Source organism: Acinetobacter sp. NIPH 298, assembly GCF_000369505.1.
Classification (GTDB): Bacteria; Pseudomonadota; Gammaproteobacteria; order Pseudomonadales; family Moraxellaceae; genus Acinetobacter.
The window spans coordinates 1970706-1987035 of record NZ_KB850055.1 but is presented as its reverse complement, the minus strand read 5'-3'; the positions used below and the strand labels follow the sequence as shown (position 1 = coordinate 1987035).

At 40.3% G+C, this 16330-nt stretch carries 14 protein-coding genes, 1 other RNA gene and 1 pseudogene; 8 read left to right on the top strand and 8 right to left on the bottom strand.

Features of this window, described 5'->3' with window-relative positions; all coding sequences use genetic code 11:
• Positions 1-33 precede the first annotated feature (33 nt).
• The 5 genes and pseudogenes from F903_RS14140 to F903_RS14125 form a co-directional block, all read left to right on the top strand.
• The gene (locus F903_RS14140) at positions 34-1182 is read left to right on the top strand and encodes an HlyD family efflux transporter periplasmic adaptor subunit (protein WP_005198013.1); all 1149 of its coding nucleotides are present in this window, start codon (positions 34-36) and stop codon (positions 1180-1182) included.
• 5 nt (positions 1183-1187) lie between these two features.
• A complete protein-coding gene (locus F903_RS14135) occupies positions 1188-2714 on the top strand; it encodes a DHA2 family efflux MFS transporter permease subunit (protein WP_005198012.1) in 1527 nt (508 codons plus the stop codon).
• A 301-nt stretch (positions 2715-3015) separates the two neighbouring features.
• The gene (gene ggt / locus F903_RS14130; protein ID WP_005198010.1) at positions 3016-5010 is read left to right on the top strand and encodes a gamma-glutamyltransferase; all 1995 of its coding nucleotides are present in this window, start codon (positions 3016-3018) and stop codon (positions 5008-5010) included.
• 158 nt (positions 5011-5168) lie between these two features.
• Positions 5169-5527, top strand: a transfer-messenger RNA (tmRNA) gene (gene ssrA, locus F903_RS16475).
• 183 nt (positions 5528-5710) lie between these two features.
• Positions 5711-5890: pseudogene (locus F903_RS14125) on the top strand (Arm DNA-binding domain-containing protein); the annotation flags it as partial.
• Between the two features lie 112 nt (positions 5891-6002).
• Here F903_RS14125 and F903_RS14120 read toward each other — a convergent pair.
• Complete coding sequence (locus F903_RS14120) at positions 6003-7367, bottom strand: NAD(P)/FAD-dependent oxidoreductase (protein WP_005198005.1); 1365 nt, start codon at positions 7365-7367, stop codon at positions 6003-6005.
• Positions 7368-7425: 58 nt separating this feature from the next.
• A complete protein-coding gene (locus tag F903_RS14115; protein WP_005198004.1) occupies positions 7426-8178 on the bottom strand; it encodes a hypothetical protein in 753 nt (250 codons plus the stop codon).
• A gap of 79 nt (positions 8179-8257) precedes the next feature.
• On the opposite strand from F903_RS14115, the gene F903_RS14110 reads away from it, so the two are divergent.
• The gene (locus F903_RS14110; RefSeq protein ID WP_005198003.1) at positions 8258-8854 is read left to right on the top strand and encodes a TetR/AcrR family transcriptional regulator; all 597 of its coding nucleotides are present in this window, start codon (positions 8258-8260) and stop codon (positions 8852-8854) included.
• 305 nt (positions 8855-9159) lie between these two features.
• On the opposite strand, the gene F903_RS14105 is transcribed toward F903_RS14110, so the two are convergent.
• Complete coding sequence (locus F903_RS14105; protein ID WP_005198002.1) at positions 9160-9663, bottom strand: GNAT family N-acetyltransferase; 504 nt, start codon at positions 9661-9663, stop codon at positions 9160-9162.
• Positions 9657-10091 (bottom strand): rhodanese-like domain-containing protein, encoded by a 435-nt coding sequence (locus tag F903_RS14100; protein ID WP_005198001.1) that lies wholly within the window; start codon positions 10089-10091, stop codon positions 9657-9659. The genes F903_RS14105 and F903_RS14100 overlap by 7 nt, the downstream gene beginning before the upstream one ends.
• A gap of 95 nt (positions 10092-10186) precedes the next feature.
• Between F903_RS14100 and ftrA the strand changes: the two genes are divergently transcribed.
• Positions 10187-11146 carry a transcriptional regulator FtrA gene (ftrA, locus tag F903_RS14095; protein WP_005198000.1) on the top strand — a complete coding sequence of 320 codons (960 nt, stop codon included), beginning with the start codon at positions 10187-10189 and terminating at the stop codon, positions 11144-11146.
• Between the two features lie 105 nt (positions 11147-11251).
• Here ftrA and F903_RS14090 read toward each other — a convergent pair whose 3' ends face one another.
• On the bottom strand, positions 11252-11629 hold the full coding sequence (locus tag F903_RS14090; protein WP_322782736.1) for a transposase: 378 nt from the start codon (positions 11627-11629) through the stop codon (positions 11252-11254).
• A 164-nt stretch (positions 11630-11793) separates the two neighbouring features.
• On the bottom strand, positions 11794-11973 hold the full coding sequence (locus tag F903_RS14085) for a helix-turn-helix domain-containing protein (RefSeq protein ID WP_212749524.1): 180 nt from the start codon (positions 11971-11973) through the stop codon (positions 11794-11796).
• A 345-nt stretch (positions 11974-12318) separates the two neighbouring features.
• On the opposite strand from F903_RS14085, the gene F903_RS14080 reads away from it, so the two are divergent.
• Complete coding sequence (locus F903_RS14080) at positions 12319-12726, top strand: hypothetical protein (protein ID WP_005197992.1); 408 nt, start codon at positions 12319-12321, stop codon at positions 12724-12726.
• A gap of 47 nt (positions 12727-12773) precedes the next feature.
• Here F903_RS14080 and F903_RS14075 read toward each other — a convergent pair whose 3' ends face one another.
• Together F903_RS14075 and adeC are read right to left on the bottom strand one after the other, a co-directional pair.
• A complete protein-coding gene (locus F903_RS14075) occupies positions 12774-14777 on the bottom strand; it encodes an esterase/lipase family protein (protein WP_005197990.1) in 2004 nt (667 codons plus the stop codon).
• Positions 14778-14920: 143 nt separating this feature from the next.
• Positions 14921-16315, bottom strand: coding sequence for an AdeC/AdeK/OprM family multidrug efflux complex outer membrane factor (adeC, locus tag F903_RS14070; protein ID WP_005197987.1), 1395 nt, complete (start codon positions 16313-16315; stop codon positions 14921-14923).
• Positions 16316-16330 lie beyond the last annotated feature (15 nt).

Genomic DNA, 16330 nt, shown 5'->3' with positions numbered 1-16330 from the left:
TTAAAAAGTCGTTTTAATTTTCAGGAATAACCTATGACTGACGCCCCAGCAAATTCACAGAATATGGTTTCAGACTCGGCATCAGATGGTGCGATGAAAGCAAAACGTAAAAAGTTTCTTGGATTTTTTGCGCTCATTCTGATTCTTGCCGCAATTTTGTATGCGATTTGGGCGCTATTTTTCAATCATTCCGTCAGCACAGATAATGCTTATGTCGGCGCAGAAACTGCACAGATTACTTCAATGGTCAGTGGGCAAGTGGCTGAAGTATTGGTGAAAGATACCCAACAAGTGAAACAGGGTGATGTGTTGGTTCGGATTGATGAACGTGACGCCAAGATTCAATTGGCTCAGGCGCAAGCCGAGCTTGCAAAAGCACAACGTCAATATAAACAAAGCCAAGCCAACAGTAGTTCTTTGAACTCTCAAGTTGGGGTACACAATGATGAAATTATCAGTGCCCAAGCCCAAGTCAATAAAGCTCAAGCGGATTTTGATCGTGCTGTATTGGAACTGAAACGACGTAATGAGCTTGCTGTTTCAGGGGCGATATCCAAAGAAGAACTCAGCAAAGCACAAAGTGCCGTTTCTACGGCTAAAGCCAGTTTGGATTTAGCTCAGGCGGGTTTAGCTCAAGCAACCTCAAGCCGTAAAGCTGCTGAAAGTACGCTCGCGGCCAATGAAGCATTGATTCAGGGTGTCAATGAAGCTTCAACGCCTGACGTTTTAGTGGCAAAAGCACACCTCGATCAAGCAACACTGGATTTGGAGCGTACCGTGATTCGTGCACCTGTTGATGGTGTAGTGGCACGCCGTAATATTCAAATTGGACAACGTGTTGCACCAGGTACAGTGATGATGTCGGTTGTTCCAATTTCTGCGTTATATGTCGACGCCAATTTTAAAGAAAGCCAACTCGCTAAAGTAAAAACAGAGCAAAAAGTCACTTTAAGCGCTGATCTCTATGGCGATGACGTGGTATATCACGGTGTAGTACAAGGTTTCTCTGGAGGTACAGGTTCAGCATTTGCTTTGATTCCCGCTCAGAATGCGACAGGGAATTGGATCAAGGTGGTACAGCGTTTACCTGTGCGAATTACGCTTGATCCTAAAGAACTTGCAGAGCATCCACTGCGGGTTGGGCTGTCGATGCAAGTGAATATTGATCTCGCATCGAAGTAATTGCTATGAAAACTCAGAATCCTTTCGCTGAACTGAGTGGTGGGCGATTACTGCTTGCTGCTTTTGTCATCGCACTCTCAAATTTTATGGTGGTACTCGATACCACCATTGCCAATGTTTCAGTGCCACATATTACGGGGAACTTAGCTGTTTCCAGTTCACAAGGCACATGGGTGATTACCTCCTACGCCGTTGCTGAAGCGATTTGTGTACCACTCACAGGTTGGCTGGCTGGACGTTTTGGAACAGTTCGAGTGTTTGTGTTTGGGCTGATTGGTTTTACGATTTTTTCATTCCTGTGTGGTTTAGCGACTTCATTGGAAATGCTGGTGTTTTTTCGTATTGGTCAAGGATTGTGTGGTGGACCACTCATGCCATTGAGCCAAACATTATTGATGCGCATTTTCCCACCTGAAAAACACGCACAAGCAATGGGACTATGGGCAATGACCACTGTCATTGGACCGATCCTTGGACCCATTTTGGGTGGTTTGATTAGTGATAATTTGTCGTGGCACTGGATTTTCTTTATCAATATTCCCGTGGGGATTTTTTGTGCTTTAGCTGCGGTGCGGTTGTTATCTGTGGCTGAAACCAAAACTGAAAAATTGCGTATAGATGCGATTGGTCTTGGTTTGCTGGTGCTATGGATTGGTGCGCTGCAATTGATGCTCGATTTGGGTCACGAAAGAGATTGGTTTAATAGCAGCAGTATCATTATGCTCGCTTTGGTCGCTATCATCGGCTTTATTGTATTTATGATTTGGGAGCTTACGGAAAAGTATCCTGTGGTGAATTTATACGTGTTCCGACATCGTGGTTTTAGCATTTCAGTACTTGCTTTGGCTTTTGGTTTTGGATCATTCTTTGGCAGTATTGTTTTAATCCCGCAATGGCTGCAAATCAACTTGGGTTATACCGCAACATGGGCTGGGTATCTCACGGCAACCATGGGTTTTGGTAGTTTGACCATGTCACCGATTGTGGCAAAACTTTCCACTAAATACGACCCGCGAGCATTAGCCAGTTTTGGTTTGGCTTTACTTGGCGTGGTAACGATGATGCGGGCATTTTGGGTCACGGATGCTGATTTTATGGCATTGGCTTGGCCACAAATTTTGCAAGGCTTTGCAGTCCCTTTCTTTTTTATTCCACTGTCCAATATTGCGATGGGTTCAGTATTGCCACAAGAGATGGCGTCTGCCGCAGGGTTAATGAATTTCTTGAGGACGATGGCTGGAGCAATAGGTGCTTCAATTGCGGTCACGATCTGGGATGATCACGCCAAAGTGGCACGAAGTGAAATGGTCAATGGCTTACATCCACAAGAAGTACAGAATGCGTTAATCCAAAATGGATTTTCTTCGGATGCGACCTTAGGTTTGATCGCGAATTTAGTGGACAAAGAAGCCATTACGATTTCGGCTAATCATTTCTTTATGATTATGGCGATGGTGTTTGTATTTGCCAGTATCCTGATTTGGATGAGCCCTAAACCGAAAGGTAGCGTGGATGGTATGCCTTCTCACTAATCATAAAAAACACTTTTAGATGATGGTTTTGGGCTTGTTTTTTAAATACTGGTTGAGTTTGGAAATGGCAGATTATGTTTGTATTTATCAAAATACGGCATGCTAGAATCGGGCAGATCAGTTAAAAATTAAGCTAGATAAAACAAGGAGGAATATTATTAGGTACTGGGAATAAACCTAACTCATTCAATATTATTAAAACCTTAATTTTATCAAATATTAAAAAATCTCAATACCTGAGAATAAAGAAGCTTGCATAGCAATTGCATGGATAGGTAGGTATAAATAGTGGAGTGATCACGTGAATAAAAGATATACATTTCTTTTCAGTAGCTTATTAGCAGTCGGTTTATTACAAGGGTGTGGAAGTGATTCCTCATCAGATCAGTCCAAAGATGATTCAAATATTGGTCAGCCACCGCAGTCGAATTTAATTGTAGATAATGACCCGAGCAGTTGTAGCAAATTGGCGCAAGATGGTTCAAGTGTCGTGGTTGGATCTAACCAAAATGGTGACCCTTCAGCTCCTGAAGCTGCATCGGGTTATAAGTTAGGTCATACCGTAAAATATGCAGATAAATATATGGTGGTGGCAAATACCCCACTCGCGGTAAAAGCAGGCTGTGATATTTTAAAAGCTGGCGGCAGTGCAGTTGATGCTGCTGTTGCCGTACAAGCTGTACTGGGTTTAGTTGAGCCACAATCAAGTACCATTGCTGGTAGTGGTTTTATGATGTACTACGATGCCAAGACCAAAACCGTAACCGCCTATGATGGGCGGGAAACAGCACCTGCCGCAGCCAATGAATATTATTTAATTCGCCAAAATATAGATGATCCAAATTCACCTGCACCTGTACCAAGTGCTCGTCGTAGTGGACGCTCTATAGGCGTGCCGGGCGTCATGCGTTTGTTGGAGCAGGCTCAGCAAGAACATGGCAAACTTAAATGGAACCAGCTTTTTGATGAAGCGATTCATTTGGCTGACCATGGCTTTCGTATTCCGGGGCGTTTGGCCAATGCTATTGAAAGTAATGCCAGCAATCTAGCGCTTGATGCAAATGCGATGAAGACCTATTTTTATCCTGATGGTACACCTAGAAAAGTAGGTGAAAGCATGACCAATCAGGACTATGCAAAAACGCTTGAAGCACTTGCAAAGCAAGGGGCTGGGGCAATGTATAGTGGTCCGATTGCTAGAAATATCGTTGAAAAGGCTGGGCAGATGGTGGGAGATGATCCAGCGCGTACACCAATGACACCAAGCTTGATGACTTTGCAGGATTTATCCGATTATCAAGTTAAAAAACGCAATCCCGTTTGTACGACCTATCGTGACCGTTACTACATTTGTACGATGCCACCTCCATCTTCGGGGGGTATAGCTGTTGCTCAAACGCTGGGTATTTTAGAAAGCTTTGATATGGCCCAATACCCACCTAAAAACCCAGAAAATGAAGGTGGAGTACCAAATGTAATGGGTGTGCATTTGGTGTCTGAGGCAGAGCGTTTGGCTTATGCCGACCGTGACAAATATGTAGCAGACACTGACTTTGTGCCTTTACCTGCACGTGGTATTGCTAGTTTGCTTGATAAAAACTACTTAAAACAACGTGCCGCATTGATTAACCCAAGCCAGAGTATGGGGGTGGCACAGGCAGGTGATTTCAATTCAGCTTTTGGTGTCGATAGCACTGTTGAGCATGGTACAACTCAGTTCACGATTGTGGATGCTTATGGCAATGTGGTTTCAATGACATCGACTGTTGAATCGAGTATGGGGTCTTTTCACATGGTGGATGGTTTCTTACTGTCGAATCAGTTGACTGACTTTAGTGCCAATCCTTATGACAGCACAGGGGCACTGGTTGCCAACCGTGTGGAAGGTGGCAAACGTCCTCGTAGTACGATGGCACCTACTTTGGTCTTTAAGGGCAGCACGCCAGATGAGTTTTATATGGCAACTGGCTCACCTGGGGGCGGAACCATCATTCAATATGTGGTTAAAACTTTGGTTGCTGCGCTGGACTGGAACTTAAATGCTCAGCAAGCAACTTCTCTGTTGAACTTTGGTGCAACCAATAGTCCAAATACCAATATTGACAGCTCGAATGACCAGCTTTCTTTGATTGAACTGATGGAAGGTTTAAAAGCAAAAGGGCATAGTGTTGCTAATACTGCGCAAACGAGTGGTATTTCAACGATTATGAAAGTCAAAATTGATAAGCAAAGCAAATATGCTGGTGGAGCAGATCCACGCCGTGAAGGCATTATTTTAGGTAATGGCGCTTTGTAGACTAAACTTAAAAAAGCTGTCATTTTTGGCAGCTTTTTTTATGCGGGCCTTGAAAAAAACAAAAGCTACTCAATTATATAAATATGCCCATCAATGGCGGACTGTTGATAAAATGCGCAGTATTTTATTTTAGTTATGCTATGATGTTGCTGTACTTAGGGGGTGTTTCTGGCTTCGACGCTGGTGATGAAACTTATAGATGCATGCCGAGAGCGCATTTTCTCTCGTAAATCAAATTTGCATTTTTTAGTCGCAAACGACGAAACTTACGCTCTAGCTGCCTAAGGGCAGCTTGTCCGCTTCACTGAATACTTGTGGTTAGTGAACCCGACTGTAGCGCACGCACACAAGTCCGTATAGAGCCAAGCCTCGGGGCTTTATACCAAACTAAGAGGATCGCGATTTGTACCCTGTTCGTCGGGTCACAAAGAGTTAAAATAGTAGACGATATCTAAGCATGTAGTATTCTCGAGTGTAGTGCTGGCGGACGCGGGTTCAACTCCCGCCACCTCCACCAAAATATTATTCGGGATTGTTCGATCCGATATAAAAAAGCCTTTAAGTTCAATGCTTAAAGGCTTTTTTATTTGCCTGTTTGTCCGATATCATCTGACTTGATTTGACCTTATTTTTGCCTTCTGTGGGTAATTATTGGGAAAATTTACCCAATTATTTTAGTCTAGATAAAGGGTAAATACAGATGAAGCTTACTGATACAGAATGCAGAAAAGCACAGCCAAAAGAAAAACGATATCGTCTTTCGGATGAGAACGGTCTATCACTTCTCGTAACGCCATCAGGACAAAAATACTGGAACATACGCTTTACTGTTCTTGGTGAGTGTAAGTCAGAGTCACTTGGTCCATATCCTGATATGAGTTTTATGTTTTTATTAGCTTCACTCAATTGTTATGAATGAAGCTAATGAGTCTTTATGTGGTTCGCACTAAAACGAATAAGCCATCATTAAGAAGCTGAACTATTTATGTAACTCACTTTGCATTGGCAGCAAGCGCTTTACGGTCAGTCAGACGATCATAAACTCCAGCTGCTGTGAATGCAGTCTTAAAAGCACACCACTGAAAAGGTTCTGGAAGTGTAGAAGGCGTCTTGTGATACAAAGCCGTCAAAATTGGGTTCTCAGTTCCCATAATTTTCTCTGCGAGAAGTTGACCCATCATAGATTGAGTTGCAAGCCCATGACCCGTACATCCAGCTGTATAGATGATATTTTGATGTGCGCCAGTTGTACCGACTACAGGAAGAAAGTCATATGCAACACTCACATAACCGCTCCAACACTGTTTGATCCCAAGACCTCGTAGGCTAGGATGACGCTCGTGTAATGTTCGTACTAAAGCAGTATATGCGTGATCATCTGGTATGTTAGGTGTTTTAGAGCCATAGACGTAGTTTAACTTTTTCACGGTTAATACCATTGTATTGTGTGCTGTTAAACGATGGCTTTCCATAGTGAGATGCGGCGTGATAATACCTTCTCGACCATGCCAACCTAGTGATGCTAATTGCTGAGGTGATAATGGCTGTGTTTCAATGGCTGAGACTCGTATTGGTGCAATCTTATCTCGAAGTAATCCTAACTGCGGAGTAAAAGCATTTGTAGCTAAAACCATGATGGGTGCAGTTGCACTACCTTGAGCAGTTTTACAGGTGATTGTTGATCCCTCACTATATGAAAGTAACGGTGTTTTTTCATAAATTTTAACGCCTGCTTGAATCGCAGCACGTCTCAAACCACTGACATATTTACCAGGATTTAGCGTGCCACCACGTTGCTCACTCCCAAACAGAAACGCTGGTGGAATCCCTCGGGCACGCATCTCATCTTGATCTACGAAACGAGTTATTGAACCTAATTCGTGACCAACCTTCATACTACGTCTTAGCCATTTTTCTTGTGATGCATCAATAGCAGCGCGGATAATACCAGAAGGGTTGTAATCACAATCGATGTCTAATTCGATCATTCGTCTTTCGACATAGCACACTGCTTCATCATAGAAATTGACAAATTTTTTCGCATGTTCAATACCGACACGCTTAGCAAACATTTCAAATTCAATACCCATGCTGCCTAGCAAATATCCAGCATTACGACCACTCGCACCGAAACCACCAAACTCTTGCTCAAGTACGACGACTTTTGCACCTCGAGCAGTTAGCTCAAGTGCTGTAGATAGGCCTGCAAACCCAGCCCCAACTACGATCACGTCGGCTGTCAATGAACCTTCAAGTTTTGGCTGAAGATCACTTGGTTGTTCTATCCATCCTCCAAGAAGACGAAATGGTAGAGATGAAGGATTGCTGAGATTCACTTGTTCATTTGTACGATTCATTGAATATTCCTTTTAATCATTTACACAGTAATTAACAAATTCTTGTGATCTCATTTCTCTAACGAGCTGGAACAAAGGATTGATTTGAAACAAACTGCGAACGCTCAAGAGCAGCGTAGGCGTAATACAACTGAATCCCTGCATAAGCCCAAGTAATAAAAGCCCAAGTCATAAAAATCATGAAAGTGTCATCGCCAGGTATCGGGAAGAAATCATAGACAATCGCCACTGCTAGACCGAATGCCGCTGTAATCGTTGTAGCGAACGCATGCAACTTTTCTCCAGCCTGCGCTAAACGGAAAATGAAATAGCAGAGATAGATTGTAAAGATTGACCACATAGTGAGGTAAAAGTACGGACGAATATCATTGAAAAAATCTGCGAGAAAAATAACAAATGTCCCTGCGAATGCTGCTGCGAACAGAATCACTTCCTTGAAAGCGGAAGGCTTCAAATTATGGGTAACTGTCATTAAGCCAAGTACCGCAATAATAGGCATACCAAAACTACGTGAGAAAGAATCAAGAAACATCGTGATGGAATAACTAACTTCCCAGCCTGTTAACATGTAAGAGACAAAGTTCGTAGCCGAAAAAGCAATAATCCACCACTCTAAACCAAGAAGATAATTATTCTTCTTAATGAATTTAGCCCCATAAACCCAACCCGATAGAGCTAGCACAATACAAGCAACAAGTCCTACGATATTTATAATTTCCATGATCGCTACCTTTATCAATTCACCGTTAACTAAAATTTTTGTTGCGATAGCCTCCATTTCGCTACCTACACCAAGTCCAAGCATTTTCATAATATGACTTCCTTAATTTATTGACTGTCATGTCAGTAAAATAATATGCTAAAATTAATAAGTAAACATTTTTTTATTAATGGCGATGATGGAAAACAAAATAGGGCGACCGAGCAAGGCGCATGAAAGGTCATTTGAAATTCTTCAGGCAGCTGTTTCTGTTGTTGCCAAAGAAGGTCTTGAAGGGATTACCTTTGCTAAAGTAGCAAAAGCTTCAGGTATGCAACGTACCTTAGTACACCATTATTTTGCTTCTCGTGCGGATTTGATGAATGCTTTCATTGAGCATTACATCTCGAAAATGGGTACTGAGATTATTCATCGTTTTAGCGGGAAACCGTTGAACGAAAGAATTCTAATGTTGTTCACCCCAGATGTTTACCGCAACCAAGAAGATTTAATTGTTTGGTTTGAGTTGGTTGCTCAAAGTGCTAGAAATCCATTTATTCAAAAGATGCTGCATGATCTTTGGACACAGCATTGGCTTCCCGATTTTGAAAATCAATTGGCGCAAGAATTTCCCAATGCACCTCAAGAGGCGATTAGTTCAGCTGCTTATGTACTTGCTTGTTTGTTTGAGGCTCATTGGGGATTCAGTATCCAAGGTGTTACAGATAATCAGAGACAAAAGCAAATGGAACAAACTGCATTACTTATTTTGAATGGCTTAAAGTAAATGATTTGATAATAAGTATTTAGCTTTAATAAGATCGTTTGGAGGAATTGTATATTTGACCTGTCCCCGTATTACTCGTCTTTGTAAATTGAAAGTTTTAGACTTATACAGTAGACCTCTTTCATAAATCAAAAAGTGACCACCTTTTTGATTTATGAAAGAGGTCTATTATATGAATTAGAATTCAATAAAATATTTTGAACCTTTTTAGCATATTTAAAAAAAAGATGACTTATTGGGGTAAACAATAAGTCATTAAAATAAACATATAAGTATTGACCGAGCTCTGACGTGATATCTTTTTTTTATAGAGCTATGTCATTCAACAGAATCATGGCTTTTAAAGCAGCATTATCCATAATATAAGGTAACCATTTACTCTCAGGGCAACCACCATGCTGCGTATAAAATGCTTCAGCACGGTAATTTCCAGCCAAGACACTCCACTTTAATCTAGCTCCATCTTGAGCCAGTGTCCAAGCTACAATATGACGTAATAACGCTGCTCCAATACCTTCTCCTCTGTAACGAGCTTCAACGAATAGCTCTTTGAGAACAATGGTCGGTCGTAGATCATAAGTGAAGGGAATGATCAATCCAACAGCATAACCAACGATCCCCTCTGCTCCTGTAGCAACAAAAATATAGCATTCAGGGTGATCGCCAAATGCTCGAGATAACAATGATTTTTCATCGATTTTAAATTCATCGATATATCCCTCGAATTCTGCCAGCTCTCGCATCTGCTTGAGCAAATCAGGTACATCACCAGGCTGCGCAGAGCGAACGTCAATAGATTGCTTTAACATGCGCAGGAAACGCCATCTGTTGGTGAGGAATTATTCTCTCCATTCAAAGAAAGCCCTTCGTCAAGCCATCCTGTAACCCCACCAATCATTTCCTTCACTGAATAGCCCAAGCTCGCTAAACGAACAGCTGCTCGGTGTACTCCATTGCAATGAGGTCCAGCACAGTAGACAACAAATAAGGTATCTTGAGCGTATTCAGCCATACGTTCAGAGGTAATGGTACGAGTTGGGATATTAATAGCCCCAGGTACATGTGCTTTTGCGAATGCTTCACTAGATCTAACGTCTACCAACACATAATCAATATTGCCCGATTGTTGGCTATGGTAGACATCGGAGCAGTCTGTTTCGAATGCCAAACGCTGACTGAAGTGCCTTAGGGCTTCTAAATGGGTGGATGCAGGGATTTCACTGATTAAGCTAGACATAGATAACACTCCTAATTTGAAAGTGTTTTCATTGTAAGAAGCTATATTATTTTGATAAAGTGGCGTATTAGACAGTGATCGGTAGTTTTCCGCCAATGTTAGATAAACCTGGTTTAGTCGCCGTTCTGGCCTATGATGGACTATGTACCTTTGAGTTTGGTATTGCGATGGAGATATTTGGTCTATCACGACCAGAGTTTGATTTCCAATGGTATAGCCATCGAATCGTGGCAGTGGACGCATGTCCAATGCGAGCTTCTGGCGGCATGCAAGTCATAACAGACTTCGGTTTGGAGTCTCTTAACGATGCTCAAACCATCATTATCCCTGGGTGGCGAAATCGTGACGAAAATCCTCCACAGGCTTTGTTGGATGCATTATGTGCTGCCTATCAGCGTGGCGCTCGTCTGCTATCTATCTGCTCCGGAGTATTCGTGCTTGCCGCTACAGGTTTATTAGATGGACGGCGTGCCACCACCCATTGGAAATACACCAATGAACTGGCCGTCCGCTATCCCAATATTGAAGTAGATCCAAATGTCCTTTATGTGGACAATGACCAACTAATCACCTCCGCAGGTAGCGCTGCAGGTATCGATGCCTGTTTACATTTGGTGAGTCGAGACTTTGGTATGCATGTCGCCAACACGGTTGCTAGACGTTTAGTCATGGCACCTCAGCGTTCTGGGGGCCAAACGCAATTTATCCCTGCACCTGTTGCAAGAAAACCTCGTGATGATCTGGCCCTTGTACTTGAATGGGTGCTTAGACATCTGGATAGTCATATTTCTGTGAAGCAAATGGCGGATAAAGCGCTAATGAGCGAACGAACCTTTCTTCGACGTTTCAGAGAAGCAACTGGTGTAGCGCCAAAAACGTGGTTACTGCAAGCGCGTATAAATCTTGCTCGAGACTTGTTAGAAAGCAGCCCTCTGAGTAATGAGAAAATTGCAGAAAGTTGTGGCTTTGCTTCAGTGGAAAGTTTTCGTGTAGCTTTCCGTAAGACCGTAGGGTTAGCACCGATGTCCTATCGTAAGAAATTTGGTAGTTGTTGACTATTTAAAAATTTACTTAATATTTATAAGCATAATATATTAGTGTCCAAGTTATTAGGATTGATGGAGTATATTTAATCCAATATACTAGACTTCTTTCATAAATCACTTTTTACCCAACTCTAAATTATAGATTCCAGCAATCAAATTAAACTTTAAGTGAAGTTGTTTCCCTCTGTTCCGATAACGTTCCGCTAGGATTCTGAAAGTCTTTAATGTACCAAATACATACTCAATCCTTATTCTTCTTTTATTAATTTCTCGATTATATATTCTTAGTACAGGATCTAATGCACAACGCTTTTTAGCCTTACACGGTAACAGGCTATTGGGATATATAGCATAAATCCCTTGATATCCTTTATCTGCAAGAATAAATGAATTTGTTGGTACTAAATCAAGGTGGCGTTTGAACAGTTCACAGTCATGTACCGCGCCTTTGCTCATACATAAACTCAGTATTTGCTGAGTTTTACAGTGAATGATTGCTTGTACCTTAAACGTATGTGCTTTTTTCTTGCCACTATAGCTTTTCTTCTGTTTTTTTTAGGTCTTTGTATTGGAATTTCAGTGGCATCTACGATCACAACATTCCAGTCTAAACCTTCGCCTTCAGGGATATCCTTGGGTAAATTAAACAAACCTGACTAGCTTAAAGTATCTTCAACTTGACGAACAATTCTGGAAGCTGTCGACTCTGATACACCATAACTTGTAGCAACATGAAATAAGGTTTTGTATTCTCGCCAATAGCTTAAACAGAGAAAAACTTGATCTTCAAGACACAGTTTTGCTGGTCTGCCTTTAGAGGGAATTTGCATATGCATTTGTTCAACCATTAGAGAAAATGTTGAACGAGATATGCTTGTATAACGCTTAAACTGAGCATCAGAAAGCTTTTTTGAATCGAGATATTTCATACACAGATTATGCGTGAAAATCTAAAATTTTTCAGGATGAAAAACAAAAAAAATGAACGCTTTTTGATTTATGAAAGAAGTCTAGTAAAAAATGGGATAGGTTAAATATCAATGCTTCAATATCTCATTTGCAGTATGAAAAGTGATCTTTTTATATTTTATAAAGATGGTTTGATTTTTCGATCAGTTACTCCTCAAAGGGTGAAAAATGAGTAAGATGAAAGGCGATCATATTTATAATAAATAGCCAATATGAAGAAAAAATCAAAACTTGATCAAGATACGCTTTTTGTTAAATTGTTATTTAAGTCTTCATCTGAGGTGACTGATGATGAGGTTGATTATTATCGAAAATATCCTGATCAGATAGATCAAGTGACAGCCCCAATCAATATCCATAAAGTTTTCTTATGGACTGGGGCATTGTTAGGCATTGTAGTTGTTGCGGTCGCTAAATTTCTTAAATTCTCTGGTACTTTAGGTTTTTTGTCAGAAGGTGTCTTAGAATTCGTAATTGATATTATTTATGAAAGTGGAATTGCTTTGATTGGTGCGGCAGTTACTGCATATATGTTGGGAGTATTACTCAATAAACAGCAAGAAAATGCGTTGAAATGGCGAGAAGAGATTCGTAGACGTATAAAAGAAAATGAACAATAAAAGAGTGGAAAAAGCCAAAGTGATTTCACTTTGGCTTTTTTTAATGTTTAGTACTTAGACTTATCTAAACCGTGATCTATTAAATGTTGATTCAATATACGACGAAGTTCTAATGTTGTTTCGGGTTTCATTTGAATCGAATGCCCCCCTTTAATAATTTTTTCTGAAATCGCTCCATCTATATGTGCACTTTTATAGGGAACGATACCGTCTGTAATGGTATCTGGATCATCGCTTTTAGTTATATTCCCCATAATCGAATGAAAAACCAATCCTTCTTTTTGAGATATTCCCGAAGTAAGTTCCATAAACTCAGATTTATTACTCAGATCACTTGGACCATTTTGAAGTGAATTGTTGATGGTTCTGACCATATCTTTAAGGTCATCATCATAACTCGTCAAAGTATCAGTTAATGTTTTCAAAAATGTGGAGGGTAGTCGAATAATTTTTCGCGCAGTCAAAGTGAACCAGCGATCTGCATAACTAGTGCCGCGATGAGGTGCAGCAAGAAAAATGACACGATCAAAGTTTGGAATTGCCTGCATTTTTAAACGTTCACCAATTACAGGATGTTTTCTCATACGCGCTTGTTCATGCTGACTCATCATCGGTAAAGCATCTTTTGAAATATCAGCATTACTCACTAAAAGTCGGCTAATGATGCCGCCCATGCTATGACCAATTAAAACTGCATTATTTGCCGCTTGATCTTTTGGATTTAGAGACCCAAAAGCTTGTTTTAATAATGCATAAATCTGAAAGCGACTTTCTAAAATTGGCATATTAGTGGAATAAAATACTTGCCAGACTTGATATTGTTCTCGCAATATTTTATCTCCCATAATTTCATTCGTTACTGCAATCCATGCCTCTGGACTACTTGCAAGCCCATGAATTAATACGATCACTTTTTTATGCGGATTATAAGGTTCAAGCATGTATAAATGTGGTGTAGTTAAACGTTGATTGCGATCAATTAAAGTTAAATAAGCAGCAGCACCTAAGTTGTTTTCGGCTAACCATAGACCGTAAGGTGCAGAAAAATTTGCTGCAAGCGAGTAGTCTTTGCCTTCAATATTGATCTTTTCAACTTTGTAAGGATCATAGATTTTGATTTTAAAATTTTGACCATTTAGAACTTCATCGAGTTTAGCATTTGCATTGATTGGTTCTGCGATAAGCGTTGATGCTAGATAGTGCGCTTTATGAATCTTTGGATTAATACCATTTGGATAATGATGATTGAGGGGATCAAGAATATACTTTTTATCAGACTGGTTTGATTTTTCATCTGATTGTAGAACAGCAACAAAGTCTGCACCAAAACCGTCCCGACGGTTAATTGATCTGAGACCAGAGAAATTCATATTATAGCTTGAAGTGAATTTTTCCAATTTTTCTCCTTGTAGCTTTTGATAGGACTCGATATCAACGCTGTATTTACTTCTCCCGATTTGAATCGTGTGGGGAATATTTTCAGAAGAATTCTTTTCACTATAAACATTCACCAATTGGTTAAGTGCCTGATTGTAAAAATCTCTAATCTGAACTTGTCGGTTATCAAAAATACGATCTTGTGGCTGGCGAGGTGTTTTAAATAAATAGGCATAGCTATATCGAATACTTTTATCCAAAGCATGTAGCTGTTGATCTAGACATGTATCAACCAGTTGCTTTTCTTCAGCTTTGGCTTTTTGATTCATTTTACAGCCACGTGACTCTGCAAGTGCTAAAGCCTTAGATAAATAGAGTTCACTGGCGGTCGATAAGAATTGCTCTTCCTGAATTTGAGGGATTTTCTCTAAATCAGCAATACATATCTCTAGGGTTTGCATACAAACTTTGGCATCCATACCTGACATATACAAAAGGTTTAGGCTGGCTTCACTTAATTTGTTTTGAGTAAGAATGCTGTTGCGTTCGTTGGCAATCGTAGTATGCAGCGTTTGTCTTTTTAGACTAACGACTTGGCAGCCAGTGGAGAGGAATATACTAAAGAGGATGATAGTACAAATATATTTGTGGAGAGGGAGAGCATACATTTTCATAAAGGAATTTCGTGAGCTAAATGGAAGTGCATCCAAATAAAATAGGAGAATAAATAGAAAAAATTCTAAGCGTGAATTTAACAGTAAAGGCTAATTAACCAATTGATTAGCCTTTAAATGATTAAGGAATTATTTGAGGAACTTTATTTATTTACACCCCCGCCTAATGCTTTATAAAGTTCAATTTGATTGTTTAATTGGGTTTGTTCAAGGATAAGTAGATCTTGCTGAGCTGCATATGCAGAGCGTTGAGCATCCAAAACAGTCAAATAATTATCTATTCCAGCTCTAAATCGGGCAGTTGATAGCTTATAAGTAATAGCTGTTGCTGACACTAAACGGCGTTGCGCATTTAAACGGTCATCGATGTGTGCATGGGCAGCCAAGGCATCATTGACTTCACGGAAAGAAGACTGAATTGCTTTTTCATATTCTGAAAGTGCAATCCTTTGATCAATTTCTGAAATCTTTATATTCGCTTTACGAGTTCCCCAATCGAAAATCGGCAGATCAATGCTTGGACCAACCGACCATGAAAAGCCACCAGACTTAAATAAATCTTTAAGATCAGTCGATGCATACCCAGCTGAGCCTGTTAAGGTGATGGTTGGAAACATACGGGCTTTCGCCGCACCAATATTGGCACCCGCTGCACGAAGTTGATATTCTGCAACTTTTAAGTCTGGGCGGTTCTGGAGTAAATCACTACTTAAACCAGTCGAAAAACTCTTTTCCTGAGTAATGGCTTTAACTGGTTGTTGAGGAAGGAGTTGGGATGGAATCGTTTGACCAACTAAAAGATTCAACAAGTTTTGAGCTTGTGACACTTGAGTTTTATAATTTGCAACGTCATTGCGTGCTGTTTCGACAGAAATCTGAGCTTGACGTAAGGGTATTTCACTCTCAATTCCGACATTAAAACGTTTCTTGTTGAGGTTATAAGAATCAAGTTGAGCTTTTAATGTCTGTTCTGCAAGGTTTAGATTCGCTGTTGCAAATGAATAATTTAACCAAGCCTGTGCGACCTGACTGACTAAACTAATCTGAGTTGAGTCTTTAGCACTCTGTGTTGCAAAATAATTGTTTAATGCAGCATCTTTAAGACTCTGAACACGACCCCAAAAATCGAGTTCATACGCTGTTAACCCTAGTCCAACTTGAAAAGTTGAATAAGGGTTGTTGGGATTTACAGAAGGATTAACTTGTCTAATCGCATTGCCTGTTGCACCAATGGTAGGGAGTTGCTCATATTTAGTAATTTGGTACTGCTGTTGAGCACGCTGGATATTTAATGCAGCAATACGTAAATCACGATTATTATTTAATGCAATTTCAATTACTTCTAATAATCTCGGATCTGAAAAAAAAGTTTTATAACCTTGCTCAGCAATTGATGTACCAACGTAGCTTTCAGTAAAGTTTTGAGGAATATTAGCTTTAACATCAGGCTGAGTTGCTTGCATACTGACACATGCAGTTAAAGTAAATGCTAATGTAGAGATAATCAATCCACGAGATGAGATAACCGATTTAGACATGTTGCTCTCCGAATA

What these genes read in the sequence shown, in the direction of transcription:
- F903_RS14140 (WP_005198013.1), top strand. Translation starts at nt 34, where the DNA reads ATGACTGACGCCCCAGCAAATTCACAGAATATGGTTTCAGACTCGGCA.
- F903_RS14135 (WP_005198012.1), top strand. Translation starts at nt 1,188, where the DNA reads ATGAAAACTCAGAATCCTTTCGCTGAACTGAGTGGTGGGCGATTACTG.
- F903_RS14120 (WP_005198005.1), bottom strand. Translation starts at nt 7,367, where the DNA reads ATGAATCGTACAAATGAACAAGTGAATCTCAGCAATCCTTCATCTCTA.
- F903_RS14115 (WP_005198004.1), bottom strand. Translation starts at nt 8,178, where the DNA reads ATGAAAATGCTTGGACTTGGTGTAGGTAGCGAAATGGAGGCTATCGCA.
- F903_RS14110 (WP_005198003.1), top strand. Translation starts at nt 8,258, where the DNA reads ATGGCGATGATGGAAAACAAAATAGGGCGACCGAGCAAGGCGCATGAA.
- F903_RS14105 (WP_005198002.1), bottom strand. Translation starts at nt 9,663, where the DNA reads ATGTTAAAGCAATCTATTGACGTTCGCTCTGCGCAGCCTGGTGATGTA.
- F903_RS14100 (WP_005198001.1), bottom strand. Translation starts at nt 10,091, where the DNA reads ATGTCTAGCTTAATCAGTGAAATCCCTGCATCCACCCATTTAGAAGCC.
- ftrA (WP_005198000.1), top strand. Translation starts at nt 10,187, where the DNA reads ATGTTAGATAAACCTGGTTTAGTCGCCGTTCTGGCCTATGATGGACTA.
- F903_RS14085 (WP_212749524.1), bottom strand. Translation starts at nt 11,973, where the DNA reads ATGCATATGCAAATTCCCTCTAAAGGCAGACCAGCAAAACTGTGTCTT.
- F903_RS14080 (WP_005197992.1), top strand. Translation starts at nt 12,319, where the DNA reads ATGAAGAAAAAATCAAAACTTGATCAAGATACGCTTTTTGTTAAATTG.
- F903_RS14075 (WP_005197990.1), bottom strand. Translation starts at nt 14,777, where the DNA reads ATGAAAATGTATGCTCTCCCTCTCCACAAATATATTTGTACTATCATC.
- adeC (WP_005197987.1), bottom strand. Translation starts at nt 16,315, where the DNA reads ATGTCTAAATCGGTTATCTCATCTCGTGGATTGATTATCTCTACATTA.